The 24762-nt window shown below is 59.5% G+C and carries 23 protein-coding genes; 16 read left to right on the top strand and 7 right to left on the bottom strand.

Annotated elements, in window-relative coordinates; genetic code table 11:
- Nucleotides 1–60: 60 nt before the first annotated feature.
- The gene (locus ACMXYJ_RS25565; RefSeq protein WP_415757423.1) at nt 61–951 is read left to right on the top strand and encodes an AraC family transcriptional regulator; all 891 of its coding nucleotides are present in this window, start codon (nt 61–63) and stop codon (nt 949–951) included.
- A gap of 185 nt (nt 952–1136) precedes the next feature.
- On the opposite strand, the gene ACMXYJ_RS25560 is transcribed toward ACMXYJ_RS25565, so the two are convergent.
- Nucleotides 1137–2801, bottom strand: a complete 1665-nt coding sequence (locus tag ACMXYJ_RS25560) for an electron transfer flavoprotein-ubiquinone oxidoreductase (RefSeq protein WP_415757422.1) — start codon at nt 2799–2801, stop codon at nt 1137–1139.
- A gap of 549 nt (nt 2802–3350) precedes the next feature.
- On the opposite strand from ACMXYJ_RS25560, the gene ACMXYJ_RS25555 reads away from it, so the two are divergent.
- The 11 genes from ACMXYJ_RS25555 to ACMXYJ_RS25505 all read left to right on the top strand — a co-directional run bounded on the left by ACMXYJ_RS25555 (nt 3351) and on the right by ACMXYJ_RS25505 (nt 13419).
- Nucleotides 3351–4100: an electron transfer flavoprotein subunit beta/FixA family protein gene (locus tag ACMXYJ_RS25555; protein ID WP_056745417.1), complete on the top strand. Its 750-nt coding sequence runs from the start codon at nt 3351–3353 to the stop codon at nt 4098–4100.
- Nucleotides 4101–4102: 2 nt separating this feature from the next.
- Nucleotides 4103–5032 carry an electron transfer flavoprotein subunit alpha/FixB family protein gene (locus ACMXYJ_RS25550; protein WP_283181184.1) on the top strand — a complete coding sequence of 310 codons (930 nt, stop codon included), beginning with the start codon at nt 4103–4105 and terminating at the stop codon, nt 5030–5032.
- Nucleotides 5033–5112: 80 nt separating this feature from the next.
- On the top strand, nt 5113–5949 hold the full coding sequence (locus ACMXYJ_RS25545) for a substrate-binding periplasmic protein (RefSeq protein ID WP_415757421.1): 837 nt from the start codon (nt 5113–5115) through the stop codon (nt 5947–5949).
- A 9-nt stretch (nt 5950–5958) separates the two neighbouring features.
- Nucleotides 5959–6315 carry a DUF4398 domain-containing protein gene (locus ACMXYJ_RS25540; protein ID WP_095132108.1) on the top strand — a complete coding sequence of 119 codons (357 nt, stop codon included), beginning with the start codon at nt 5959–5961 and terminating at the stop codon, nt 6313–6315.
- The gene (locus ACMXYJ_RS25535) at nt 6312–7124 is read left to right on the top strand and encodes an OmpA family protein (RefSeq protein WP_415757420.1); all 813 of its coding nucleotides are present in this window, start codon (nt 6312–6314) and stop codon (nt 7122–7124) included. Before ACMXYJ_RS25540 ends, ACMXYJ_RS25535 begins: the two co-directional genes overlap by 4 nt.
- A gap of 201 nt (nt 7125–7325) precedes the next feature.
- Entirely contained in the window at nt 7326–8765 is a 1440-nt protein-coding gene (locus ACMXYJ_RS25530) for a PLP-dependent aminotransferase family protein (protein WP_008146981.1), read from the top strand.
- A gap of 88 nt (nt 8766–8853) precedes the next feature.
- Nucleotides 8854–9321 carry a translation initiation factor 2 gene (locus tag ACMXYJ_RS25525; protein WP_415757419.1) on the top strand — a complete coding sequence of 156 codons (468 nt, stop codon included), beginning with the start codon at nt 8854–8856 and terminating at the stop codon, nt 9319–9321.
- Between the two features lie 163 nt (nt 9322–9484).
- Nucleotides 9485–9739 carry a YkgJ family cysteine cluster protein gene (locus ACMXYJ_RS25520; protein ID WP_415757418.1) on the top strand — a complete coding sequence of 85 codons (255 nt, stop codon included), beginning with the start codon at nt 9485–9487 and terminating at the stop codon, nt 9737–9739.
- A gap of 41 nt (nt 9740–9780) precedes the next feature.
- Nucleotides 9781–10386 (top strand): START domain-containing protein, encoded by a 606-nt coding sequence (locus ACMXYJ_RS25515; protein ID WP_415757417.1) that lies wholly within the window; start codon nt 9781–9783, stop codon nt 10384–10386.
- Nucleotides 10387–11006: 620 nt separating this feature from the next.
- Complete coding sequence (locus ACMXYJ_RS25510; RefSeq protein ID WP_415757416.1) at nt 11007–11294, top strand: hypothetical protein; 288 nt, start codon at nt 11007–11009, stop codon at nt 11292–11294.
- A gap of 31 nt (nt 11295–11325) precedes the next feature.
- A complete protein-coding gene (locus ACMXYJ_RS25505) occupies nt 11326–13419 on the top strand; it encodes an LTA synthase family protein (RefSeq protein ID WP_415757415.1) in 2094 nt (697 codons plus the stop codon).
- Nucleotides 13420–13478: 59 nt separating this feature from the next.
- On the opposite strand, the gene ACMXYJ_RS25500 is transcribed toward ACMXYJ_RS25505, so the two are convergent.
- Nucleotides 13479–13637: a DUF3309 family protein gene (locus ACMXYJ_RS25500; protein WP_169858239.1), complete on the bottom strand. Its 159-nt coding sequence runs from the start codon at nt 13635–13637 to the stop codon at nt 13479–13481.
- A 280-nt stretch (nt 13638–13917) separates the two neighbouring features.
- On the opposite strand from ACMXYJ_RS25500, the gene ACMXYJ_RS25495 reads away from it, so the two are divergent.
- From ACMXYJ_RS25495 to csrA, 3 genes are all read left to right on the top strand, one after another.
- A complete protein-coding gene (locus ACMXYJ_RS25495) occupies nt 13918–14733 on the top strand; it encodes an SDR family oxidoreductase (protein ID WP_056742507.1) in 816 nt (271 codons plus the stop codon).
- A 64-nt stretch (nt 14734–14797) separates the two neighbouring features.
- Nucleotides 14798–15130 carry a YnfA family protein gene (locus ACMXYJ_RS25490; RefSeq protein ID WP_074878904.1) on the top strand — a complete coding sequence of 111 codons (333 nt, stop codon included), beginning with the start codon at nt 14798–14800 and terminating at the stop codon, nt 15128–15130.
- A 153-nt stretch (nt 15131–15283) separates the two neighbouring features.
- A complete protein-coding gene (gene csrA, locus ACMXYJ_RS25485) occupies nt 15284–15469 on the top strand; it encodes a carbon storage regulator CsrA (protein WP_415757414.1) in 186 nt (61 codons plus the stop codon).
- Nucleotides 15470–15474: 5 nt separating this feature from the next.
- On the opposite strand, the gene ACMXYJ_RS25480 is transcribed toward csrA, so the two are convergent.
- The 5 genes from ACMXYJ_RS25480 to mnmC form a co-directional block, all read right to left on the bottom strand.
- Nucleotides 15475–15702: a YheU family protein gene (locus ACMXYJ_RS25480; protein WP_003199186.1), complete on the bottom strand. Its 228-nt coding sequence runs from the start codon at nt 15700–15702 to the stop codon at nt 15475–15477.
- 183 nt (nt 15703–15885) lie between these two features.
- Nucleotides 15886–17076 carry an osmoprotectant NAGGN system M42 family peptidase gene (locus tag ACMXYJ_RS25475; RefSeq protein WP_415757413.1) on the bottom strand — a complete coding sequence of 397 codons (1191 nt, stop codon included), beginning with the start codon at nt 17074–17076 and terminating at the stop codon, nt 15886–15888.
- A 143-nt stretch (nt 17077–17219) separates the two neighbouring features.
- Nucleotides 17220–18965 carry an N-acetylglutaminylglutamine synthetase gene (ngg, locus tag ACMXYJ_RS25470; protein ID WP_415757412.1) on the bottom strand — a complete coding sequence of 582 codons (1746 nt, stop codon included), beginning with the start codon at nt 18963–18965 and terminating at the stop codon, nt 17220–17222.
- A gap of 3 nt (nt 18966–18968) precedes the next feature.
- Nucleotides 18969–20741 carry an N-acetylglutaminylglutamine amidotransferase gene (locus ACMXYJ_RS25465; protein WP_008151236.1) on the bottom strand — a complete coding sequence of 591 codons (1773 nt, stop codon included), beginning with the start codon at nt 20739–20741 and terminating at the stop codon, nt 18969–18971.
- A gap of 123 nt (nt 20742–20864) precedes the next feature.
- On the bottom strand, nt 20865–22847 hold the full coding sequence (gene mnmC, locus ACMXYJ_RS25460) for a bifunctional tRNA (5-methylaminomethyl-2-thiouridine)(34)-methyltransferase MnmD/FAD-dependent 5-carboxymethylaminomethyl-2-thiouridine(34) oxidoreductase MnmC (RefSeq protein ID WP_415757411.1): 1983 nt from the start codon (nt 22845–22847) through the stop codon (nt 20865–20867).
- Between the two features lie 337 nt (nt 22848–23184).
- On the opposite strand from mnmC, the gene pap reads away from it, so the two are divergent.
- Nucleotides 23185–24708: a polyphosphate:AMP phosphotransferase gene (gene pap, locus ACMXYJ_RS25455; RefSeq protein ID WP_415757410.1), complete on the top strand. Its 1524-nt coding sequence runs from the start codon at nt 23185–23187 to the stop codon at nt 24706–24708.
- Nucleotides 24709–24762: the final 54 nt, after the last annotated feature.

Below are 24762 nucleotides of genomic sequence, written 5' to 3'. Positions count from 1 at the left end.
CATCAGACCTGCGATGATGCTTTTATCCCGATTTTCGCGACTTTTTTGTGAAGAGCCCTCATGTTGTTGACCCGTCATCTCGATGCCAATGCCACGCTGGTTTCGTTGATTCAGCCTTTGACTGATCGCGATGGTTTCGCGCCTACGGCGTTGCCGGGTGTGCAGGTTTTACGGGCCAGTTGTGATGTGGTTCGCGGCCCGCAGATTTACGAGCCGAGCCTGGTCATCATCGCCCAGGGCAGCAAGCTGGCGTATCTGGGGCCGCGTACGCTGGAGTACGGTGCCGGGCATTATTTGATTCAGGCATTGCCGGTGCCCTTTGAGTGCGAAACGTTTTCAGCACCGGATGGGCCGATGCTTGGGGTTTCGATTGCCATTGATCGTGTGTTGCTCGGTGAATTGGTCTTGGCCATGGGGCTGGCGCCGGGGCGTAGTATTGCGGCGCAAACGCCAGAGTCCATGACCTCGGCGGTGCTCGACGATGCGATGCGTGGTTGTGTGGAGCGGCTGTTGCGTTGCCTGCACGATCCGCTGGAATGCCAGATCATGGGGCCGGCGCGGCTGAGGGAATTGTTGTTCGTTGCTTTGCGTGGTCCGCAAGCTGATGTGTTGCGTGCGTTGGTGGAACAGCAGGGGCAGTTCGCCCGGATCGCGGCGTCCCTGAGTCATCTGCATGCGCATTACACCGAGCCGCTGAACGTAGAGACCTTGGCCAGTTGCGCGAATATGAGCGCGTCGACCTTTCATGAGCATTTCAAACGCAGCACCTTGTTATCGCCAGTGCAGTACTTGAAGCGCTTGCGTTTGCTCAGGGCCCAGCAGTTACTGCTGGGCGAGGGGTTGGGCGTGGCGCAGGTGGCGCATCGGGTCGGGTATCAAAGCACGTCGCAGTTCAGTCGCGAGTACAAGCGCTACTTCGAGCGTAATCCCGGTGACGAACGCGCTGCCTGAGTTGGCAATGGATCTCCCTGTAGGAGTGAGCCTGCTCGCGATTACGGTGTGTCAGTCGACATCTATTCTGGATGACCCACCGCAATCGCGAGCAGGCTCACTCCCACAGGGGGATTGTGGTGTGGCTTGAACCGCGGGCAACAAAAAGGCCCCCGTTCGGGAGCCTTGATGTTCAGACATTCGACTTACATGTTCGGGTAAGTCGGGCCGCCAGAGCCTTCCGGCGCCACCCAGGTGATGTTCTGTGCAGGGTCCTTGATGTCGCAGGTCTTGCAGTGAACGCAGTTCTGGGCGTTGATCTGGAAGCGCTTCTCGCCGTCTTCCTTGGTCACCACTTCGTACACGCCGGCCGGGCAGTAACGCTGGGCAGGCTCATCGTAGAGCGGCAGGTTCTTGGCGATCGGGATGCTTGGGTCGGTCAACTTCAGGTGACACGGCTGCTCTTCTTCATGGTTGGTACCGGAGATGAACACCGAGCTGAGTTTGTCGAAGCTGATCTTGCCGTCCGGTTTCGGGTAGTCGATCTTCTTGCAGTCGGCCGCAAGCTTGAGGCAAGCGTAATCCGGCTTGGTGTCGTGCAAGGTGAACGGCAGTTTGCCGCCGAAGATGTTCTGGTCGAGCCAGTTGAAACCGCCGCCGACGATGGCACCGAACTTGTGGATCGCCGGGCCGAAGTTGCGGCTGGCGAACAGTTCGTCGTAGAGCCAGCTCTTCTTGAACGCGTCGACGTAAGTGGTCAGCTCTTCGGTGCCGTCCTTTTCAGCGAACAGCGCCTCGGCCACGGATTCAGCGGCGAGCATGCCGGACTTCATCGCGGTGTGGCTGCCTTTGATCTTGGCGAAGTTCAGGGTGCCGAGGTCGCAACCGATCAGCGCGCCGCCCTTGAAGACCATTTTCGGCAGCGAGTTCAGGCCGCCTTTGCAGATGGCGCGAGCGCCGTAGCTGATGCGTTTGCCGCCTTCCAGGTACTGCTTGAGCACCGGGTGATGCTTGAGGCGCTGGAACTCGTCGAATGGCGACAGGTAGGTGTTGCTGTAGGAAAGATCGACGATCAGACCGACGACGACCTGGTTGTTTTCCAGGTGATAGAGGAACGAGCCGCCGGTGTTCTCGGTGCCCATGATGTCCAGCGGCCAGCCGGCGGTGTGGACCACCAGGCCTGGTTGATGCTTGGCCGGGTCGATTTCCCAGATTTCTTTCAGGCCGATGCCGTAGTGCTGGGCGTCGGCATCGCTGTCGAGGTTGAAGCGCTTGATCAGTTGCTTGCCGATGTGGCCACGGCAACCTTCGGCGAACAGCGTGTACTTGCCACGCAGTTCCATGCCCGGGGTGTACAGGCCTTCTTTCGGGTTGCCTTCGCGGTCAACACCCAGGTCGCCAGTGATGATCCCGCGGACTACGCCGTTCTCGTCGAACAACGCTTCCTGGGCGGCGAAGCCTGGGTAGATTTCCACGCCCAGGTTCTCGGCCTGCTGGGCCAGCCAGCGGCACAGGTTGCCCAGGGAGATGATGTAGTTGCCTTCGTTGTGCATGGTCTTGGGCACAAAGAGGTCGGGAATCTTTTGCGCGCTGTCGGCGTTCTTGAGAACGAAGATGTCATCGCGGGTGACTGGCGTATTCAGCGGGGCGCCGAGTTCTTTCCAGTCCGGGAACAATTCGTTCAGGGCGCGTGGTTCGAACACGGCACCGGACAGGATGTGAGCACCCACTTCGGAGCCTTTTTCGACCACGCAGACGCTGATTTCCTTACCGGCTTCGGCGGCCTTCTGCTTCAATCGGCAGGCGGCGGAAAGACCAGCGGGGCCGGCACCGACGATGACCACGTCGAATTCCATGTATTCGCGTTCCACAGGTTATCTCCTACTCAAGGCTCAACAGTTTTTTTTCTAATTGGAGGTTTGGTGTCGCATCCATGAATCCCTGCGCAATGCAGGAAGAGGACAATCGATGAACCACCTTTCTCTCTAAGGTGGCGCATTATATCTACACCACTCCTAGCGTCCAATACAAACGTTTGTTTGAATCGGCTCAAAGCCAGAGAAATCAAAGTCACGCGGCTTATGACTGGCCATTTTGCCGTATTGACCGGAATAGGCGTTCCGGTCAAGATACGGTCGGTTTTGCGCTCGCCGTAGGCTGACTGTTGGTATCAAGAGCACCTCTAAAGACAGGGCGATGGCAGTACAAGGTGATGCGCAGCGCAGGTTCCGGCGCGCAGTTTACACGCCGCGATAATGAATGACTCGTCAGTCACCACTGACGAACGGTCATCTTCATCGTGAGCGCTTGTCACTTGACACCTTTGCCAGCGTTTTTAGAGGTGCCCTTGCGCCGATGAGCATCAAACCGCCAGGTTCGCCTAGGCGACTTTCTTTTCACCGGAGAGTAACGAGGAATCCATGAAGGTTCTTGTAGCTGTCAAACGCGTTGTGGATTACAACGTCAAGGTTCGCGTCAAGGCGGACAATTCCGGCGTAGACCTCGCCAACGTCAAGATGTCGATGAACCCGTTCTGCGAAATCGCAGTGGAAGAAGCCGTACGCCTGAAAGAGAAAGGTGTTGCGACTGAAATCGTCGTCGTCTCCATCGGCCCGTCCACCGCTCAAGAGCAACTGCGCACCGCGCTGGCTCTGGGTGCCGACCGCGCCATCCTCGTCGAATCCGCTGAAGACCTGACTTCGCTGGCCGTTGCCAAGCTGCTCAAGGCTGTTGTCGACAAGGAACAGCCTCAGCTGGTGATCCTTGGCAAACAAGCCATCGACAGCGACAACAACCAGACTGGCCAGATGCTCGCTGCACTGAGCGGCTACGGTCAGGGCACGTTCGCTTCGAAAGTCGAAATCAGCGGCGACACCGTTGCCGTGACTCGCGAAGTCGACGGCGGCGCGCAGACAGTTTCCCTGAAACTGCCGGCCATCGTCACCACCGACCTGCGTTTGAACGAGCCGCGCTACGCGTCCCTGCCAAACATCATGAAAGCCAAGAAGAAGCCTCTCGAAGTGCTGACTCCGGACGCTTTGGGCGTTTCCACCGCCTCCACCAACAAGACCGTGAAAGTCGAAGCGCCTGCTGCACGCAGCGCGGGTATCAAGGTCAAGTCGGTTGCTGAACTGGTCGAGAAACTGAAAAACGAAGCGAAGGTAATCTAATCATGACTATCTTGGTAATCGCTGAGCACGACAACAAGGTTGTGGCTCCTGCCACCCTGAACACCGTTGCTGCTGCCGCCAAAATTGGTGGCGACATTCACGTTCTGGTCGCTGGCCAGAATGTGGGTGCTGTTGCTGAAGCCGCTGCGAAAATCGCTGGCGTGGCTAAAGTGCTGGTGGCCGACAACGCCGCCTACGCTCATCAACTGCCGGAAAACGTTGCACCGCTGGTTGCAGAGTTGGGCAAGGGCTACAGCCACATCCTGGCTGCTGCCACTTCCAACGGCAAAAACATCCTGCCGCGCGTTGCCGCTCAGCTGGATGTTGACCAGATCTCCGAGATCATCTCGGTCGAAAGCGCTGACACTTTCAAGCGCCCGATCTACGCCGGTAACGCCATCGCCACCGTTCAATCGAACGCTGCGGTCAAAGTGATCACCGTGCGTGCTACCGGTTTCGATCCGGTCGCTGCTGAAGGTGGTTCGGCGGCTGTTGAAGCCGTTGCGGCTGCTCACGATGCGGGTATTTCCAGCTTCGTCGGCGAAGAACTGGCCAAGTCCGATCGTCCGGAACTGACCGCTGCCAAGATCGTCGTTTCCGGCGGTCGCGGCATGCAGAACGGCGACAACTTCAAACACCTGTACGCCCTGGCTGACAAGCTGGGTGCTGCTGTGGGTGCTTCCCGCGCCGCGGTCGACGCAGGTTTCGTACCCAACGACATGCAGGTCGGTCAGACCGGCAAGATCGTTGCTCCGCAGCTGTACATCGCCGTCGGTATCTCCGGCGCGATCCAGCACCTGGCCGGCATGAAAGACTCCAAAGTGATCGTTGCGATCAACAAGGACGAAGAAGCGCCGATCTTCCAGGTGGCCGATTACGGCCTGGTGGCAGACCTGTTCGAAGCAATCCCTGAGTTCGAGAAGCTGGTCTAATCCAGCGGCCTGACTTATAAAGAGCCCGACCTTTTGGTCGGGCTTTTTTTTGTTTCGGATTTGAGTGGGAGAGTGTCGCCATGGATCTGCGCCGCGTTTACGGCTGGTCATTGTTGCTGGGTCTGACGGTGTTGCCGGCGCTGTCCGTCGCTGCGGGCAAGTGCGAACGCCTGGTGGTGACCGGCAGCCCGGATGCGCCGCCGTACCTGTGGCAAGACCCGCAAAACCCCAAGCACCTGATCGGCGCCAGTGCCGATCTGTTGCAGCAAGTGGCGGGGGAGCTGGGGATCAAGGTCGAACTGCTTTACGCCGGTAAACGTGCCCAGGCCCTGGATGAGGTGCGCAGTGGACGAATGGACATGCTGGCGGATGCGTCATTGACGGTCAGCGAACTGGACACTCTGGATTACATTCATCCGCCGTTACTGGAAAACGATTACCTGGTCTGGACCCGCAAAGACTCGACGCTGATCTACAACGAAGCGCAGGACCTTCACGGTCATCCCGGCGCATTGTCGGAAAAGTCTCGTATGACCCCGGCATTTGGCACGTTCGCCGAGCAGCAATTGACCCTCGTACGTACACCTAACCTGACCCAGGCCTTTCAGAAGTTGCTGCTGGGCGAAGTGGAATTTGTCCTTGCCGGACGCTACTCGGGCATGGCGGCCGCGCAGACACTTAACCTGGCCAACGACCTGATCGCCCGTCCACAACCGATCGACAAACCCGGCCTGTTCCTCGCGGTTTCCCACAACTCCGCCTGCAACGATCCGTGGTTGCGCGGACAGCTGGCCAAAAAGATGACAGAATTGCCCGCGTCCGGACTGACGGAAGCCGTGCTGCAACGCAATATCGAGCGCTGGAAGGCGCAGCTCTCACAACCGCAGCAACAACCTGTCAGTACCCCAAAACAGTAGGGATTTTTAGTGAGTATTCGACCTCTTTTCGCTGCCCTGGCCGTTCTGGCTCTGGCGGGTTGTGCAGCCGATCCGGCGCCGAATGAACAAATGCGCCTGACCGAACAGGCACTCGAGCAGGCCAAGGCCGTGGGCGCCACCGCCGCCGATGTGCCGGAAATGAAACTGGCCGAAGACAAGTTCAACCGCGCCAAGGGCAGCATGAACGACCAATCCTTCAAGAACGCGCGCATGCGGTCCGAGCAGGCCGAGCTGGACGCGCGTCTGGCCGAAGCCCGGGTTCTGACCCTCAAGAGCGAGGAGCAGTTGAACGTGCTCAACACCCGCATCACTCGCCTGCGCAAGCAACTGGGAGATGCCCAATGAGCCTCAAGACCAAAGCCCTGGGCGGTTTGATCCTGGCAGGCTGCGCCAGCCTCTATGGTTGTGCCGGTCAGCACAGCGAGGCCGCGTTGCAGCAGGCCAGTACTGACTTCCAGAAGGTCAAGGAAGATTCCAACGTGCTGCGAATCGCGCCCAAGGATGTGATTCGCGCCGGTGAGTCGCTGGCCCGTGCCGATCGTCTGTCCAGCTACTGGGGCAGTGGATCGGACGTGCTGCATTACGCTTACCTGAGTGAACGCTATAGCGAAATCGCGCGCGAACACACCAATCAGGTGCTCAACGAAGAACGTGCGGCGAAGCTCGAACTGGAGCGTCAGCGCCTGCAACTGGCCCTGCGCGAATCCAAATTGTTCAGTGTGCAGCAGCAGGGCAAGTGGCTCGAGGAACAGATTGTCGCGTTGGCGACCACCCAGACCGACCGTGGCCTGGTGATGACCTTGGGCGACGTGCTGTTCGACACGGGCGAAGCGGAGTTGAAAAACTCGGCGAACCGCGTGGTGTTGAAAATCGTGCAGTTCCTGCAGCTCAACCCCAAGCGCGTGGTGCGTATCGAAGGTTATGCCGACAGTACCGGCGGCAAGCAGGAAAACCTCAAGCTGTCCCGTGACCGTGCGCAATCGGTGGCGGACGTGCTGATGGATTTGGGCATCGACGATAAACGTATTCAGGTCGAAGGCTACGGTGATGAATACCCTGTCGACGTAAACGCCTCCGAACGGGGACGTGCACAGAACCGTCGGGTGGAAATTGTGTTCTCTGACGAAAAAGGCCAGCTCGGCGCCGCCCGCTAAGGGCTGCGTCACTGGAAAACCCGGCCTGCTCGTCAGCGCCGGGTTTTTTTACGCCTGCTGATCAACTCACAAAACAGTACAGTTTTTGCTGACACTGCACTGTACGGTCGACTATTGTGGCAACTGTCCCAGTACACTTCTAAACTGTTCCGGTATTGTTTCACACAAGAATAAAATGCCCGTGAAATCGAGTGCTGCGTCATGACCAATCTCTTGCTCTACCAACGTATTGCTCAACAACTGGCCGAAGACATCCGCCGTGGCGTCTATCAACCGGGGGAGCGCGTGCCTTCGGTGCGCAAGATGAGCTCGCAGCTCAACGTCAGCCATGCGACGGTGTTGCAGGCTTACGCCAACCTCGAGGATCAAGGGCTGATCCGCGCCCGGCCGCAGTCCGGTTACTACGTGCACCAGACCCCGGCCCTGACCGCGCCGACACCGGACATCGCCCGGGTCGAGCGTCCTGGTCTGGTCACTCGCAGCAGCATCATCCAGCAAGTTCTGGTCGAATCCCGCCGCGAAGGTGTGTTTCCCTTGGGCGCGGCCGTGCCGAGCGTTGATTATCTGCCGGTGCGGGCGCTGCATCAGCAATTGGCCAAAGTCACCCGTTTCCATAGCCCGCGGGCGTTCAGCTACATGTTCAGCCCGGGTTTCGAACCGTTGCGCCGACAAGTGGCGATCCGCATGCGCGATGCCGGCGTGGTGGTCGATCCGTCGGAAGTGGTGATTACCCACGGCTGCGTTGATGCCTTGCAGATGTCCCTGCGAGTGCTGACACGCCCAGGCGACCTGATCGCCGCCGAGTCGCCGACCTACTACGGTTTGCTGCAACTGGCCGACCTGCTGGGCCTCAAGGTCATCGAGATTCCGAGCGATCCGGCCACCGGTATGAGCCTCGAAGCCCTGCAGCTGGCGGCCAACCAATGGTCGATCAAGGCGCTGGTGCTGACCACTCGTCTGAGCAATCCTTTGGGCGGCACCATGCCTGAAGAGCGGCAGAAGCAACTGCTGCGCCTGGCCTCGGATTTCGATATCCAGATTGTCGAAGACGATATCTACGGCGAACTGATGTTCGAGCAGGGTCGTACCAAATCACTTAAAGCCTACGATCGGCTGGATCGGGTGATCTATTGCTCAAGCTTCTCCAAAACCCTGTCGCCGGGCGTGCGGATCGGCTGGATGATTGCCGGCAAGTACCAGCAGGAAATCCAGCGTTTGCAGACCTTTAGCACCCATTCGGCCTGCAGCGTCACGCAGATGGGCATTGCGGCGTACCTGGAGAACGGTGGTTACGACCGACATTTGCGCTACATCCGCCAGGAATACCGCAAGAACCTCAGCGCTTTCCAGCTGGCGGTGCAGCAATACTTCCCTGAAGGCACGCAGATGACTCGGCCGACCGGCGGGTTCATTCTGTGGGTCAGCCTGCCGGGGCGGGTCAACACGCAGGAGCTGCACGTTCGTGCGTTGCAGCAAGGCATCAGTATCGCGCCGGGGCTGATTTTCAGTAACACCGAGCAGTTCAACCACTGCATTCGGTTGAACTGCGGCACACCCTGGAACCGTGAAGCCGAGCGTGCGTTGATGACCCTGGGCATGCTCGCCACCCAGCTCTGTCAGGAGATGGTCGGCGGCTTTTGAGGGGGCGGGCAGGTTATTCCTGCCCGAGCTTGTCATGTTGCGTGCAACAGGGGAGCATATGGGTCCTGCCGTTTGTACCGTTGGGTCCATGAAGCCGATTTTTCCCGCCGTCTGGCTATCGATCTGCCTGCTGATGACCTTCCAGGCCGAAGGCGTATTGGCGGCTTCCGTTCAAGAAAAACCGGCAGCAAGCGCCACCGCGAAAAAACCGACACAGGTCAAGAAAGCCGCACCGGTCAAAAAGACAGTGGCCAAGGTGAAAAAGCGACGGCCGATTGCCTCCAAGTCCAAACCCGCCAGTGAGATCGTAAAAACCAAGCTTCCTTCGGCCGACCTGGATTTGAGCCTGCCCCAAGACATGGCCGAGGAGCTGAAACCGCTCGGTACGGTGGCGTTGCCACGGCACGATGCACTATTGCCGCAAATGTTTGGTGACAAGGCTGGTCCGTTTCAGCTCAACGGGAGGCTGATCAGCAACGAAATGCAGTTGCAACTGCGCAACGAAGAGCGTCATGAAGTCGAAGGCGCAGCTCTGGAATTCGAGTTCAAACGATAATTTCTCCCCGTCCGTGACCCGCTGGCCAGACGCTTTGTCGGAGACTGGTCAGTCACGCTCGTTTAAGCGAAAAAACCCGGGTCCAGGCAATTTTAAACAAGCGTTTTAGCGGTTACCCTGTGCCACGTCCTTTAACACATCGCCCGTCGAGGAGCTCGTCGTCATGAAATGCCGTGAAGGCTGTGGCGCCTGTTGCATTGCCCCTTCCATCAGTTCACCGATTCCCGGTATGCCTAATGGCAAACCCGCGGGAGAACGCTGCGTACAACTTTCAATCGAAAACCTGTGCAGTATTTTCGGTAAACCGGAAAGGCCGGCCGTTTGTTCGGCGTTTGAAGCCGACGTCGAGGTCTGTGGCAGCAGCGATGACGAAGCAATCAAATTGCTGGGCTGGTGGGAGGAAATGACGGCGGCGTGATGTGTTCAACGAACGGATCTTCAACAATAAGGAATAAGACTATGGGTTCGCTGCAACGTATGGCTGTGCTGTGTGGTTTGACGGTTTTGCTGGCTTCCACGGCCGCTCAGGCAGAAGACTGGAAAGTTGCCAAGAATGAAGACGGTATCAAGGTTTCCTTGAGTGAAGTGGCTGGCTCCGATTACAAGGCTTACCAGGGCGTGACCCTGATGAAGACCACCATCGCCAAACTGCGCGCTTTGCAGGAAGACGTGTCAGGCGCTTGCGCCTGGATTCACGACTGCAAAACCCAAAAGTTGCTCAAGCACGAAGGCGATCAAAACTGGACCTACACCCAGTTCAATACGCCTTGGCCGGTTACCGCGCGTGACTCCGTGTTGCATGTGACCACCATCGAAGGCGCCGATGGCAGTCTGACTCGCAAACTTGAAGGTGTGCCGAAGTACATTCCTGAGGAAAAAGGCTTTGTGCGGGTGACCAAGGTCGACGGTTTCTGGAAGTTCGTGCCCAAGGGCGATCAGATCGAAGTGACCTATCAGGTGCATACCGAGCCGGGCGGTAGCATTCCGTCGATGGTTGCTAACAAGTTTGTGGTTGATGCGCCGTTTAATACCTTGAAAGCCCTGAAGGCACGCGCTGAGAAGTAAGCGCTCTGCTCTTTTTGCCAAAGTCGGCGGTGTGTATCCGTTTTTGCGGTTACGGCTGCTGGCGGTTTCGCTGTTACAGCGAGTCACTTTGGAAAAGAACCCCAAAGTAACCAAAGGGTTCTTGCCCCTTTCGTTCGGTGCCTCGCCTAGGCTCGGCATGCCCTCGCTCCGGTCCTGCTCCGTGGGCCCGCCGCCATCGGCCATCCATGGCCGGGGGCGGCTAACCCGGCATCCATGCCGGGTTGCCCACTGCGCAGAATCTCCACTCGGCCTCTCGATGGGGCGGTGCATCAAGATCAAAAGCTGCAGGCGAGCTAACGCTCGGCCTGTTGAGTGGTGAGGAGCGTGCGTACACCCCCTCTCCCCGGTAGGAGCTGTCGAGTGAAACGAGGCTGCGATCTTTTGATCTTGCTGTGGCTGTGGCTTTTGATTTTGATCTGTTGCCCCTTTCCCAGAGGCCGAACGCAGGCGTTGCGCAGGGGGCACCGCGGCAAGGATGCCGCGGTAGCCGCCCCCGGCCATGGATGGCCGATGGCGGCGGGCCCCCGGAGCAATGCCTTCGTTACGGCATGCCGAGCCTAGGCGAGGCACCGAATGGCGGGGCAGGAGCCCTTGGTTACTTGGGGCTTTTCCAAGTGACTCGCTGTAAAAGCGAAACCGCCAGCCGCCGTTACCAAAGAAACGGATATGCCCCCGAACTAACGGGCATTCAGAGCAATCGACTTTATTTTGTTTCCGAATATGCGTTGCACGAAATTTTCACAAAGCCTCCAAGACAATTCGCCCGCGCCAACATGCGGGCAGTAATCAATGGCAATGCCGCGGTTGATCGTGCAACATTTGCGCACCGCGCAAGCCCCGGGGTCGAGAACTGGCCAACAGAGGGCAAGGCGCCGCTGTATTTTTGAAACTTCAACTTCCAATGGGTCCTAAAACGACATGGCAAACCCGGACGCCCTGAGTCAGCAGCGAGCTTCTAGTCGCCTGCTGCAACCGACCGTCAAATCGCATCTGGCCTACACGCTGCTGTGTGCCCTGGTCATGATGGTCATGTTCAGCCTGCTGCGCGTTGCGCTGCTGGTTTACAACCGCGAGATGATCCTCGACACCCCGGCCTCGACCTTTCTCGAAGCGTTCGCCAACGGTCTGCGTTTCGACCTGCGCCTGGTGGTCTACCTCAGCATTCCGTTGCTGCTGGCGCTGTTCAGCGCCCGAGCGATGGCCGCACGTGGATTCTTCCGGTTCTGGCTGACCATTGCCTCGAGTATCGCGCTGTTCCTCGGCCTGATGGAGATGGACTTCTACCGCGAGTTCCACCAGCGCCTCAACGGCCTGGTCTTCCAGTATGTAAAGGAAGACCCGAAAACCGTGATGAGCATGCTCTGGTACGGTTTTCCGGTGGTTCGCTACCTGTTGGCCTGGGCCGTGGGCACGTTGATCCTGACCCTGGCGTTCAAGGGCGCCGATCGCGCCACCCGTCCTCGTGGTCCCTTCAGCGGTGGCAGCATCGGCACGCGCAAGGTCGCCCCGTGGTATTCACGCATCGCGGTGTTTGTCGTCTGCCTGCTGGTCTGCGTGGTCGCCGCTCGTGGCACCCTGCGTCAGGGCCCGCCAATGCGTTGGGGTGACGTCTACACCACCGACTCGAACTTCGCCAACCAGTTGGGCCTCAACGGCACCTTGTCGCTGGTCGCCGCGGCCAAGAGCCGGATGTCCGAAGATCGCGACAACATCTGGAAAGCCACCCTGCCACAGCCTGAAGCGCAGAAAGTCGTGCGTGACATGCTGGTGATGGCGGACGACAAACTGGTGGATGCCGGAACCGCAGCCGTACGTCGCGACTACACGCCACCGGCCGACAAGACTCTGCCGATCAAGAACGTCGTCGTGATCCTGATGGAAAGCATGGCCGGTCACTCGGTGGGCGCCTTGGGCGCACCGGGCAACATCACGCCGTACCTCGACAAACTGTCGAAGGAAGGCCTGATGTTCGACCGCTTCTTCTCCAACGGCACCCATACCCACCAGGGTATGTTCGCCACCATGGCGTGCTTCCCGAACCTGCCAGGTTTCGAATACCTGATGCAGACGCCGGAAGGCAGCCACAAGTTGTCCGGCCTGCCGCAATTGCTCAGTGCCCGTGACTATGACGACGTGTACGTCTACAACGGCGACTTTGCCTGGGATAACCAGTCGGGTTTCTTCAGCAACCAGGGCATGACCAACTTCATTGGTCGTAACGACTTCGTGAACCCGGTGTTCTCCGATCCGACCTGGGGCGTGTCCGACCAGGACATGTTCGACCGTGGTCTGGTAGAGCTCAAGGCACGGGAAAACGGCAAGCCGTTCTATGCGTTGCTGCAAACCCTGTCCAACCACACGCCATACGCCTTGCCGACCCCATTGCCGGTTGAGCCCGTGACCGATCGCGGTAGCCTGAACGAGCATTTGACCGCCATGCGTTATGCGGACTGGGCACTGGGCCAGTTCTTTGAAAAGGCCCGCAAGGAGCCGTATTTCAAGGAAACCCTGTTTGTGATCGTCGGCGACCACGGTTTTGGCAACGAGCGTCAGATCACCGAAATGGACCTGGGCCGCTTCAACGTGCCGATGCTGATGATCGCACCGGGCATCCAGGAAAAGTTCGGCGAGCGAGACCATACCGTGGGCACGCAGATCGACATCGTGCCGACCATCATGGGCCGTATCGGTGGCGAAGTGCGTCATCAGTGCTGGGGCCGCGATTTGCTCAACCTGCCAGAGGGCGACACCGGTTTTGGCGTGATCAAGCCGTCGGGTAGCGAGCAGACCACCGCCATCATCACGGCTGATCAGATTCTGGTGCTGCCGAAGGAAAAGGAAATGGCGCCGAAGATGTACCAGTACGAACTGGGCGCGACACCTCACGCCGAGATCGTTCCGGATGCACCGCGTACCGCTGAGCTGAAGCTCAAGCTCGAAGCGTTCCTGCAAACGGCGACCAAGAGCCTGATCGACAACACCGCCGGTGTGGTTGATGGCAAGCCGGACTAAGTCTTGATGCAATAAAAAAGAGGCTCTTCAAGGGCCTCTTTTTTTTGCCTGTTAAACCTTTATATCTTGCCGAGCAACAGCAGGATCAACAGCACCACCAACACCACGCCGATGATACCCGACGGGCCATAACCCCAACTTCTGGAGTGCGGGAACACTGGCAAACCACCAACCAGTAACAGGATCAGGATTACGATAAGAATTGTGCCCATGTCTATTTCCTTGTTGGAAGTGTTCTGGAATTGCCTGGCGTTTAATGGTCAGCCGGGAGGCTATAAAACCGGGCTGCTTACAAAATCCGACTGTCGCACATGAAAGAAAATTCCAAGTTTTTTTAATGTTTTTCGAAGAAAGGCTTATTTCGTTTTTTATTGCTCTAGTGGGTTCAGGCACTCTCCCGGTTTGCTCGGGCCATTCAGCAATCTGATGGAGCGTGGGTCAGGCATTGTCCTTCGCTACACTCGATGCATCTTCCCCGGAACAACAAGGCTGTTTGCTATGCAAAATCGCATGATGATCACTGGCGCGGGCTCGGGCTTAGGTCGCGAAATCGCGCTGCGCTGGGCGCGTGAAGGCTGGCAGCTGGCCTTGTCGGATGTCAGCGAGCCCGGTCTGCAGGAAACCCTGAAACTGGTTCGAGAAGCCGGCGGCGACGGTTTTATCCAGCGTTGCGACGTGCGCGATTACAGTCAGCTCACCGCTTTCGCCCAAGCCTGCGACGAGAAACTCGGTGGCATCGATGTCATCGTCAACAACGCCGGCGTTGCCTCGGGCGGGTTCTTCAGTGAACTGTCCCTGGAAGACTGGGACTGGCAGATCGCGATCAACCTGATGGGTGTGGTCAAGGGCTGCAAGGCTTTCCTGCCGCTGCTGGAAAAAAGCAAAGGCAAGATCATCAACATCGCGTCGATGGCCGCCCTGATGCAAGGCCCGGCCATGAGCAACTACAACGTGGCCAAGGCTGGCGTGGTGGCGTTATCCGAAAGCCTGCTGGTCGAACTGGCGCAGCAGGAAATCGGCGTGCATGTGGTGTGCCCATCGTTCTTCCAGACCAACTTGCTGGACTCGTTCCGTGGCCCGACACCGGCCATGAAAGCCCAGGTCGGCAAGTTGCTGGAAAGCTCGCCAATCAGCGCGACCGACATTGCCGACTACATCTATCAGCACGTTGCCGCTGGCGAATTCATGATTCTGCCTCACGAACAGGGCCGTATGGCCTGGGCGCTCAAGCAGAAGAACCCGCAATTGCTCTACGACGAAATGACCGCCATGGCCGATAAAATGCGCGCCAAGGCCAAACAAACCGCAGGCTGAACTTGCCTGTACGCAACACCGTCGTTAGGGTGGCCGCCATCGGCCATCCTCGCGGGACGTTTGCATGCTCAATTATTTGTGGTTTTTCCTCGCCGCGCTGTTTGAAATCGCCGGCTGCTTTGCCTTCTGGATGTGGCTGCGCCAGGGTAAAAGCGCCTGGTGGGTGGTGCCGGCTCTGCTCAGTCTGACCTTGTTCGCGCTGCTGCTGACCCGGATCGAAGCGACCTACGCCGGTCGCGCCTATGCCGCTTACGGTGGCATCTACATCATCGCGTCGATCGGCTGGCTGGCGGTGGTCGAGCGGATTCGTCCGCTGGGCTCGGACTGGCTCGGCGTGGCGTTGTGTGTAATCGGGGCGAGCGTCATCCTTTTCGGCCCGCGTTTCTCCGCTTCCTGAAGGATCGGTCCTTCATTCAACCGGTTTGTCGGACGTTTCCATAGGATCTGTTCGGATGGCGCTGTAGGGCGGGACTGATTTGCCGCTGTCGCATTGAAGCCCCACTCGGTGCAGGGCATCTTCAGGGTTCGATAACCCTGAAGGACTAATGCCATGCTTGTACTCAGTCGTGTTGTGGGCGAGATGATTTCCATCGGTGACAACATTTCCGTGCGCATTCTTGCCGTCAACGGAGGCAGTGTGCGCTTCGGTGTTGAAGCGCCGCAGAACGTCAACGTGCACCGGGCCGAGGTCTATGACCGCATCCAGGTCAAACTGGCGAAAAACAAAGGGCGCTGAAGACCTCAGTCGAACAGGTGCTTGGGCACATCGTGCTTGAGCATCAACTGGCATTGCTCGCTTTCCGGGTCGAAGACAATCAGCGCCTGGCCCTTGGTCAATGCCTGGCGAACACGCAGAACACGGGTTTCCAGCGGCGTGTCATCGCCGTTGTCCGTACCGTCACGGGTCACGAAATCCTCGATCAGGCGGGTGAGGGTGTCGACTTCAAGTTGGTCGTGGGGAATCAGCATAGGTACCTCGGCTAAACAATGGCGCGATGCTACGGCGAATGGGAGGTTGCGGCTAGCCTCGGCCTCACGTGTTGCCTGACCTACCGCTATCGCGAGCAAGCTCGCTCCCACAGGTGACCGCGTATTCCTGTGGGAGCGAGCTTGCTCGCGATGGCGATCTCTCAGGCGACGAAAAAGTCAGAGTCAGGTATCAGACCGCTGCCCCACCAGACTGTCCACCGACGGCACCCGCGTATCGCTTTCCATCTGCGTGTCATGTTCGATCTGATGACTGAACCGGTCCAGTGAACCCTTGGCCGGTTGTGCATCGCTGGCAAACACCGGCGGACTCAGAATGTAGGCGCCGAGCAGACGGCTGAGGGCGGCGAGGCTGTCGATGTGGGTGCGTTCGTAGCCGTGAGTGGCGTCGCAGCCGAAGGCGAGCAGGGCGGTGCGAATGTCATGTCCGGCAGTGACCGCCGAATGGGCATCGCTGAAGTAGTAGCGGAACAGGTCGCGACGCACCGGTAACTCGTTGTCACTGGCCAGACGCAGCAGATGCCGCGACAGGTGATAGTCGTAGGGTCCGCCGGAATCCTGCATTGCCACGCTCACCGCGTGTTCGCTGGAATGCTGACCTGGCGCGACCGGAGCAATGTCGATGCCGACGAACTCGCTCACGTCCCACGGTAATGCCGCCGCCGCGCCACTGCCGGTTTCCTCGGTGATGGTGAACAGCGGATGACAGTCGATCATCAGCTCTTCGCCGCTGTCGACGATCGCTTTCAACGCCGCCAGCAATGCGGCAACGCCGGCCTTGTCATCGAGATGTCGGGCGCTGATGTGGCCGCTTTCGGTGAACTCCGGCAAAGGGTCGAAGGCGACGAAATCACCGACGCTGATCCCCAGCGAGTCGCAATCGGCACGCGTGGCGCAATAGGCGTCCAGGCGCAATTCGATGTGATCCCAACTGATCGGCATTTCATCCACGGCAGTATTGAACGCATGCCCGGAAGCCATCAGCGGCAGCACGCTGCCCCGGATTACGCCATTGTCGGTAAACAGGCTGACCCGGCTGCCCTCGGCAAAGCGACTGGACCAGCAACCGACAGGCGCCAGGGTCAGACGGCCGTTGTCCTTGATCGCGCGAACCGCCGCGCCGATGGTGTCGAGGTGAGCGGAGACCGCACGGTCGGGGCTGTTTTTCTTGCCCTTGAGGGTGGCGCGGATGGTGCCGCGGCGAGTCATCTCAAAGGGAATGCCCAGCTCTTCAAGCCGTTCGGCGACATAGCGCACGATGGTGTCGGTGAACCCGGTCGGGCTGGGAATGGCGAGCATTTCCAGCAGCACTTTTTGCAGGTAGATCAGATCCGGTTCCGGAATTTTGCTGGTCATGGAAACTCCTGATTAGGTAAGCGTTGATCGTTCCCACGCTCTGCGTGGGAATGCAGCCAGGGACGCTCTGCGTCCCAAAAGCGGACGCAGAGCGTCCGGTGAGGCATTCCCACGCGGAGCGTGGGAACGATCAGGAAGGGGGGCTAAGCCGCCGGCTGACTGTGCGGAAACAACAAATCCACAAACCGTTCGGCCGTCGGTTGCGGTTCATGGTTGGCCAACCCGGCGCGCTCATTGGCTTCGATAAACACGTACTCCGGTTGATCGGCAGCGGGCACCATCAGGTCGAGCCCGACCATTGGAATGTCCAGCGCCCGCGCCGCCCGCACTGCCGCATCCACCAGGGTCGGATGCAGGACCGCCGTGACATCCTCAAGAATGCCGCCGGTATGAAGATTCGCCGTACGCCGTACGAACAGATGCTCACCGGCCGGCAGAATGCTGCTGTAGTCATAACCCGCTGCGTGCACGGTGCGCTCGGTCTCATGGTCCAGAGGGATTTTGCTTTCACCGCTGGTCGCCGCCTGACGACGCCGGCTCTGCGCTTCAATCAGCGCACCAATGGAATGCTGACCATCGCCCACCACCTCTGCCGGTCGGCGAATGGCCGCGGCGACCACCTCAAAACCGATCACCACAATTCGCAAATCGAGGCCTTCGTGGAAGCTCTCCAGCAGCACACGACTGTCGAACTGGCGGGCGGATTCGATGGCTTGCTGGACCTCTTCGATGGTCCGTAAATCCACCGCGACGCCTTGGCCCTGTTCGCCATCCAGCGGTTTGACCACCACCCGTTCGTGCTCGTCGAGAAACGCCAGATTGTCATCGGCGTTGCCGGCCAGTTGCTGCGCTGGCAGGTTCAAACCAGCAGCCTTGAGCACTTTGTGCGTCAGGCTTTTGTCCTGGCACAACGTCATGCTGATGGCGCTGGTCAGATCGCTGAGGGATTCACGGCAACGTACGCGGCGACCGCCATGGACCAAGGTGAACAGGCCGGCATCGGCGTCATCGACTTGCACTTCGATGCCGCGACGGTGAGCTTCCTCGACGATGATCCGTGCATAAGGATTGAATTCGGCCTCGGGACCCGGGCCCAGAAACAACGGCTGATTGATGCAGTTCTTGCGCTTGATCGCGAAGGTCGACAGGTTGCGAAACCCGAGCTTGGCGTAAAGACTTTTCGCCTGCAGGTTGTCGTGTAGCACGGACAGGTCCAGGTAACTCAGCCCACGGCTCATGAAGTGTTCGATCAAATGCCGCACCAACACTTCACCGACACCCGGTCGCGAACATTGCGGATCGACCGCCAGACACCACAGGCTGCTGCCATTTTCCGGATCGTTGAACGCCTTGTGATGGTTGAGGCCCATGACACTGCCAATGATCGCGCCGCTGTCCTCATCTTCGGCCAGCCAATACACCGGGCCGCCCTGATGACGTGGGGTCAGCAGACTGGCGTCGATCGGTAGCATGCCGCGCAACTGATACAGCTGATTGATCGCTTGCCAGTCCGCGTCGCTTTGGGCCCGGCGGATGCGAAAGCCACGAAACACCCGAGTGGACTGGCGGTAATCGCTGAACCACAGGCGCAAGGTGTCGGACGGATCGAGGAATAGCTGGGCCGGCTCCAGTCCCAGCACTTGCTGAGGCGCAGCCACGTACAGGGCGATGTCGCGCTCACCGGTGTGCTCGTTGAGCAACTCTTGGGCCAGGCTCGCTGCATCCGGGAAGGTGTGGCCGATCAGTAACCGGCCCCAACCGCAATGCACGGCAATCGGTGCGGCGCCCAATTCACTGCCGTCTTCGGCCAGGCGCGCCTGCAAGCGTTCGTACGAGGGCGCCTGACCGCGCAACAAGCGTTGGCTGTAGGCCGTGGCGTGGGGTTTCATCGATCAGATTCCTTGTTCGCTGAGCCACAGGTTCAGGGCCGCCAATTGCCACAGCTTGGAACCGCGCAACGGGGTCAACTGGCCTTGTGGGTCGGTCAGCAGGCGGTCGAGCATCTCTGGCTTGAACAGTCCGCGATCCTGACTCGGATCGAGCAGCAGTTCGCGCACCCAGTTCAGCGTATCGCCCTGCAAATGCTTCAGACCCGGCACCGGGAAGTAACCTTTCTTGCGATCGATCACTTCACTCGGAATCACCAGCCGCGCCGCTTCTTTCAAGACTTGCTTGCCGCCGTCCGGCAGTTTGAATTTGCCCGGCACGCGGGCCGACAATTCCACCAGGCGATAGTCGAGAAACGGCGTACGCGCTTCCAGGCCCCAAGCCATGGTCATGTTGTCGACGCGTTTGACCGGGTCGTCCACCAGCATGATCGTGCTGTCCAGACGCAGGGCTTTGTCTACCGCTGCATCGGCGCCGGGCTGTGCGAAATGTTCCTTCACAAAGTCGCCAGCGGCGTCATTCGCTGTCAGCCATTTCGGCTGCACGGTGGCGGCATAGTCGTCGTAGCTGCGGTCGAAAAACGCATCGCGATAGGCGGCGTACGGATCTTCGGCACCGTCGACTTGTGGATACCAGTGATAACCGGCGAACAGTTCGTCGGCACCCTGGCCGCTCTGCACCACTTTGCAATGCTTGGCCACTTCGCGGGACAGCAGATAGAAGGCGATGCAGTCATGGCTGACCATCGGCTCGCTCATGGCGCGGAACGCTGCGGGCAGTTGCTCGATGATCTCTTTTTCGTCGATGCGCAATTGGTGATGCTGGGTCCCGTAGTGCTTGGCGATCAGGTCCGAATACTGGAACTCGTCGCCGCGCTCGCCGCCGGCATCCTGGAAACCGATGGAGAAGGTCGACAGGTTTTCAACACCGACTTCACGCAACAGACCGACCAGCAGGCTCGAATCGACACCACCAGAAAGCAGAACACCCACGTCGACCGCCGCACGTTGACGGATCGCCACCGCGTCGCGGGTGCTGTCGAGTACACGGTCGCGCCAGTCTTCGAGTGTCAGATTCATCTCGTCGGCGTGTGGGCCGTAGGGCAGGGTCCACCAGGTTTTCTGCTCGGTGGTGCCATCCGCTTCGATGCGCATCCAGGTCGCCGGTGGCAGTTTTTCGATGCCGGCCAGCAAGGTGCGCGGGGCCGGGACCACGGCGTGGAAATTCAGATAATGATTGAGTGCCACCGGATCGAGGATCGGGTTGATGTCGCCGCCCTTGAGCAGCGCCGGCAACGCCGAGGCAAAGCGCAGGCGCTGGCCGGTGCGCGACAGGTACAGCGGCTTCACGCCGAGACGATCGCGGGCGATGAACAGGCGTTGGGCGTCGCGCTCCCAAATGGCGAAGGCGAACATGCCATTGAGTTTGGGCAGCAGCGCTTCGCCCCAGGCGTGATAGCCCTTGAGCAGCACTTCGGTGTCACCACCGGAATAGAAGGCATATCCGAGGCTTTCAAGCTCGGTGCGCAGTTCCGGGAAGTTGTAGATCGCGCCGTTGAAGGCCAGGGACAAGCCCAATTGGTTGTCGACCATCGGCTGCGCCGAACCGTCCGACAGGTCCATGATTTTCAGGCGACGATGGCCCAGGGCAATCGGCCCTTGGGCATGGAAGCCCCATGCGTCAGGGCCGCGAGGGGCCAGGTGATGGGTGATTCGCTCAATGGCTGCAAGGTCTGCAGGTTGATGATCAAAACGTAACTCGCCAGCTAATCCGCACATAAATTCCTTACCGGTTTTTCCGTTGGGGAGGGTCAATCGATACCGCGCCAAAATGGCGGGTACTCTGAAACTGACCCGGCTGAATCCCCGGAGTTTTAGACCGATAAGTTATAAGGCGCGCCGTCAGACTTTTCCGCGGATCAATTGGCGCACGGCGAAACGGTTGGGATGGCAGGCCTCGGCGACGGTTCTGGGCAGGGGCAGCGGTTCGTTTTCGATCCATGCCGCGAGCAATTCACCCGACAGTGGCGCGGTGATCAGGCCGCGAGAACCGTGGCCGCTGTTGACGTAAAAACCCTCAAGCCAGGGGCAGGGAATGTCCGGTACTTGCCGGGCGTCCTTGCTCAGTACGGCGTAGGCGTCGACGAAGGCTGCTGGTTCGGCCAACGGGCCAACGATCGGCAGGTAGTCCGGACTGGTGCAACGGAACGCGGCGCGTCCTTCAAGCTGTTGCGGGTCCAGTGCCTGTGCGTGCAGTCGCGTGGCCAGGTCGGGGGAGATTTCCTCGAGCAAGGCCAGGTTGCCGAGGTGTTCGGCGAGGGTCGGGGTGAGGTCATCGCTCTTGAAATCGAAGCTGGCGCCGAGGGTGTGTTCGCCCAGTCGCGCCGGCGCCACATAGCCTTCGGCGCAGACGACGGTGGCCAGGGTCTGGCTTTCAGGGGTTTGCGCCAGTCGGGTGATCTGGCCACGAATGCGTTTGAGGGGCAGCTCGGCGCTTTGAGGGAATCGTTTGATCTCGGCGGCGCCGGCCAGGATCACAACGGGGGCACTGGCCAGCAAATCATCACCGTCCCAGGCCTGCCACTGATCATCAACCTTGCGCAGTTCCAGGACATCGCGATGGGGCAGCCACTGGATGTTCGCCGAAGACGCCTGCCAATGGCACAACGCCGGCGGATGAACCCAGCCACCTTGCGGGAAGAATAATCCGCCGTGCTCCAGGGCGATGCCGGCCTGAGCCTGGGCTTGCGGTTGATCGAGCAAGTGCACCAGGTCTGGCGAAAAGGCGGCGGCCAATTGCGCCTGACGCTCGGCTTCCTTGGTGTTGAAGGCCAGTTGCAAAACCCCGCAATTATCCCAGTCGACACCCCGTTGCAGATGTTCGAGCAAACGACGGGTGTGACCGAAACCACTGACAATCAACTGCGACAACGCAGTGCCATGGGCCGAAAGCTTGAGATACAAAACGCCCTGAGGATTGCCCGAGGCTTCCTGCGCCAGCGCATTGTGACGCTCCAGCAGACTGACGTGCCAACCCCGCGCCGCCAGGCTGGCGGCGCTGGCGCAACCGGCCAGTCCGGCGCCGATTACCAAGGCACGACGCTCGCCGGTTTGTGGAATCGGGCGCGCGAACCATGGTTTAGCCACGGCGGGCACCGGAACTTCCTCAGGCCAGCCGAGAAACACGCCCCGCAGGATTTCCCATTTGTGGCCAATGCCGGGCGTGCGCTTCATCTTGAAGCCCGCCGCGTTCAGCAGACGGCGCACCCAACCGGTGCTGGTGAAGGTGCTGATGGTCGAGCCGGGGGCCGCCAGGCGCGCCAGTTCGGCAAACAGCTCGGCGGTCCACATGTCAGGGTTTTTCGCCGGGGCAAAACCGTCGAGAAACCAGGCGTCGATCTGCGCGTCCAGTTGCGGCAATTGTTCCAGCGCATCGCCGATCAGCAGGGTCAGGGTCACGCGGCCGTTGTCCAGCACCAGGCGCTGGAAGCCTGGGTGGATCGCGATGTATTGCGTCAGCAGTTGATCGGCAAACGGTTTGAGCTCCGGCCACAAGGCCAAGGCACGCTGCAGATCGGGCAGGCTCAGCGGGTACTTTTCGACACTGACAAAATGCAGCCGCGCCCCGGCCACCGCGTGCTGTTCGAACAACTGCCAGGCGCAAAGGAAATTCAGTCCGGTGCCGAAACCGGTTTCGCCAATCACCAATCGACCGCCGGCCGGCAACGCGGCAAAGCGTTCACGCAACGCGTTCTGTTCGAGGAATACGTAGCGGGTTTCGTCCAGCCCCGACAGATCGGAAAAATACACATCATCGAACACCCGCGAACGCGGGAGCCCTTGGTCGTCCCAGTCGAGCTGGGCGTGGGGCAATACAGGTTTCATGGCAGGCTCGGCAACGGCAAGGCGGCCATTCTAGCCGATCGCCGGAGCGGTGCTTGATCCATGGCAAGTGTCAGGTTGGGGGTGTCAGGGACAATCGCTGCTTTTGTGGCGAGGGAGCTTGTCGGATCGCCGCACCGTCCCGCTCGGCTGCGAAGCAGCCGTAAACGGGTTATCTGTGCACCACCCGAGTGCAAGTTTGCCGATACCTGGACGGCTTCGCCGTCCAGCGGGAGCAAGCTCCCTCGCCACAGGTTTCATATCAGCCATCAAAGATGGATTTCTCCCACGCAGGAGAGGTCAATCCGCTAGTCTTGCTCAATCCTGGAAGGAGCCATCCATGTTCGAATCCGCCGAAATCGGTCACGCCATCGACAAAGAAACCTACGACGCCGAAGAACCGGCCCTGCGTGAAGCCTTGCTCGAAGCACAGTTCGAACTTCATCAGCAGCGCCGCTTTCCGGTGATCATTCTGATCAATGGCATCGAAGGCGCTGGCAAGGGCGAGACGGTCAAGTTGCTTAACGAATGGATGGACCCACGCCTGATCGAGGTTCGCACGTTCGATCAGCAGACCGACGAAGAGCTGGCGCGGCCCCCGGCCTGGCGCTACTGGCGGATGCTCCCGGCCAAGGGCCGTATGGGGATTTTCTTCGGCAACTGGTACAGCCAGATGCTGCAAGGCCGGGTTCATGGCTTGTTCAAGGACCCGGTGCTGGATCAGGCGATCAACCAGTCCGAGCGTTTTGAAAAAATGCTCTGCGATGAAGGCGCACTGATCTTCAAGTTCTGGTTCCACCTCTCCAAGAAGCAAATGAAGGCGCGGCTCAAGGCCCTGACGGATGATCCGCTGCACAGCTGGCGCATCAGTCCACTGGATTGGCAACAATCGAAAACCTACGACAAATTCGTGAAGTACGGCGAACGCGTGTTGCGCCGTACCAGCCGCGACTACGCGCCTTGGCATGTGATCGAAGGGGTGGACCCTCATTACCGCAGCTTGGCGGTGGGCAAGATCCTGCTCGAAGGTCTGCAAAATGCTCTGAAGCGTCCCGAGATCCATCCCGACAAGGTCAATGCCGCGCCGTTGCCCATCCATGTCGATCAGTTGAACCTGCTCGACAGCCTGGATTTGACCCAGAGTCTGGACAAGGACGATTACGAAGAACAACTGATTACCGAGCAGGCGCGATTCTCCGGCCTGATGCGCGATAAGCGCATGCGTCGGCACGCCTTGGTGGCGGTGTTCGAAGGCAATGATGCGGCAGGCAAGGGCGGAGCGATCCGCCGGGTTGCGGCGGCCCTCGATCCGCGTCAGTACAGCATCGTGCCAATTGCTGCGCCCACCGAAGAGGAACGGGCGCAGCCTTATCTGTGGCGGTTCTGGCGGCACATCCCGGCCAAGGGCAAGTTCACGGTGTTCGATCGTTCGTGGTACGGGCGGGTGCTGGTGGAGCGCATCGAAGGCTTCTGCCCGCCGGCGGACTGGTTGCGGGCTTACAGTGAAATCAATGATTTTGAAGAGCTGATCGCCGAGGCCGGGGTGATTGTGGTCAAGTTCTGGCTGGCCATCGACAAGCAGACTCAACTGGAGCGCTTCCAGGCGCGGGAAGAGATCCCCTTCAAGCGTTTCAAGATCACCGAGGATGACTGGCGCAATCGTGACAAATGGGACGCCTACCGCGCGGCAGTCGGCGACATGGTTGATCGCACCAGCACCGAGATATCGCCCTGGACGCTGGTGGAAGCCAATGACAAGCGCTGGGCGCGGGTCAAAGTCCTGCGCACCATCAATCTGGCGCTGGAAGAGGCGTTCGAAAAGTCCGACAAACACGACCGGAAAGTGAAACAGCACAAGCAGTGAGCGATGGTTGCGCATACGCGGGGTGAATGATTGTCGCGGTCGGTAATGCAGTGG

The organism is Pseudomonas arabinosi (genome assembly GCF_047758675.1).
Taxonomy (GTDB): Bacteria; Pseudomonadota; Gammaproteobacteria; order Pseudomonadales; family Pseudomonadaceae; genus Aquipseudomonas; species Aquipseudomonas arabinosi.
Note: the sequence above shows the minus strand (reverse complement) of the source record. Positions and strands in the feature narration are given on the sequence as shown.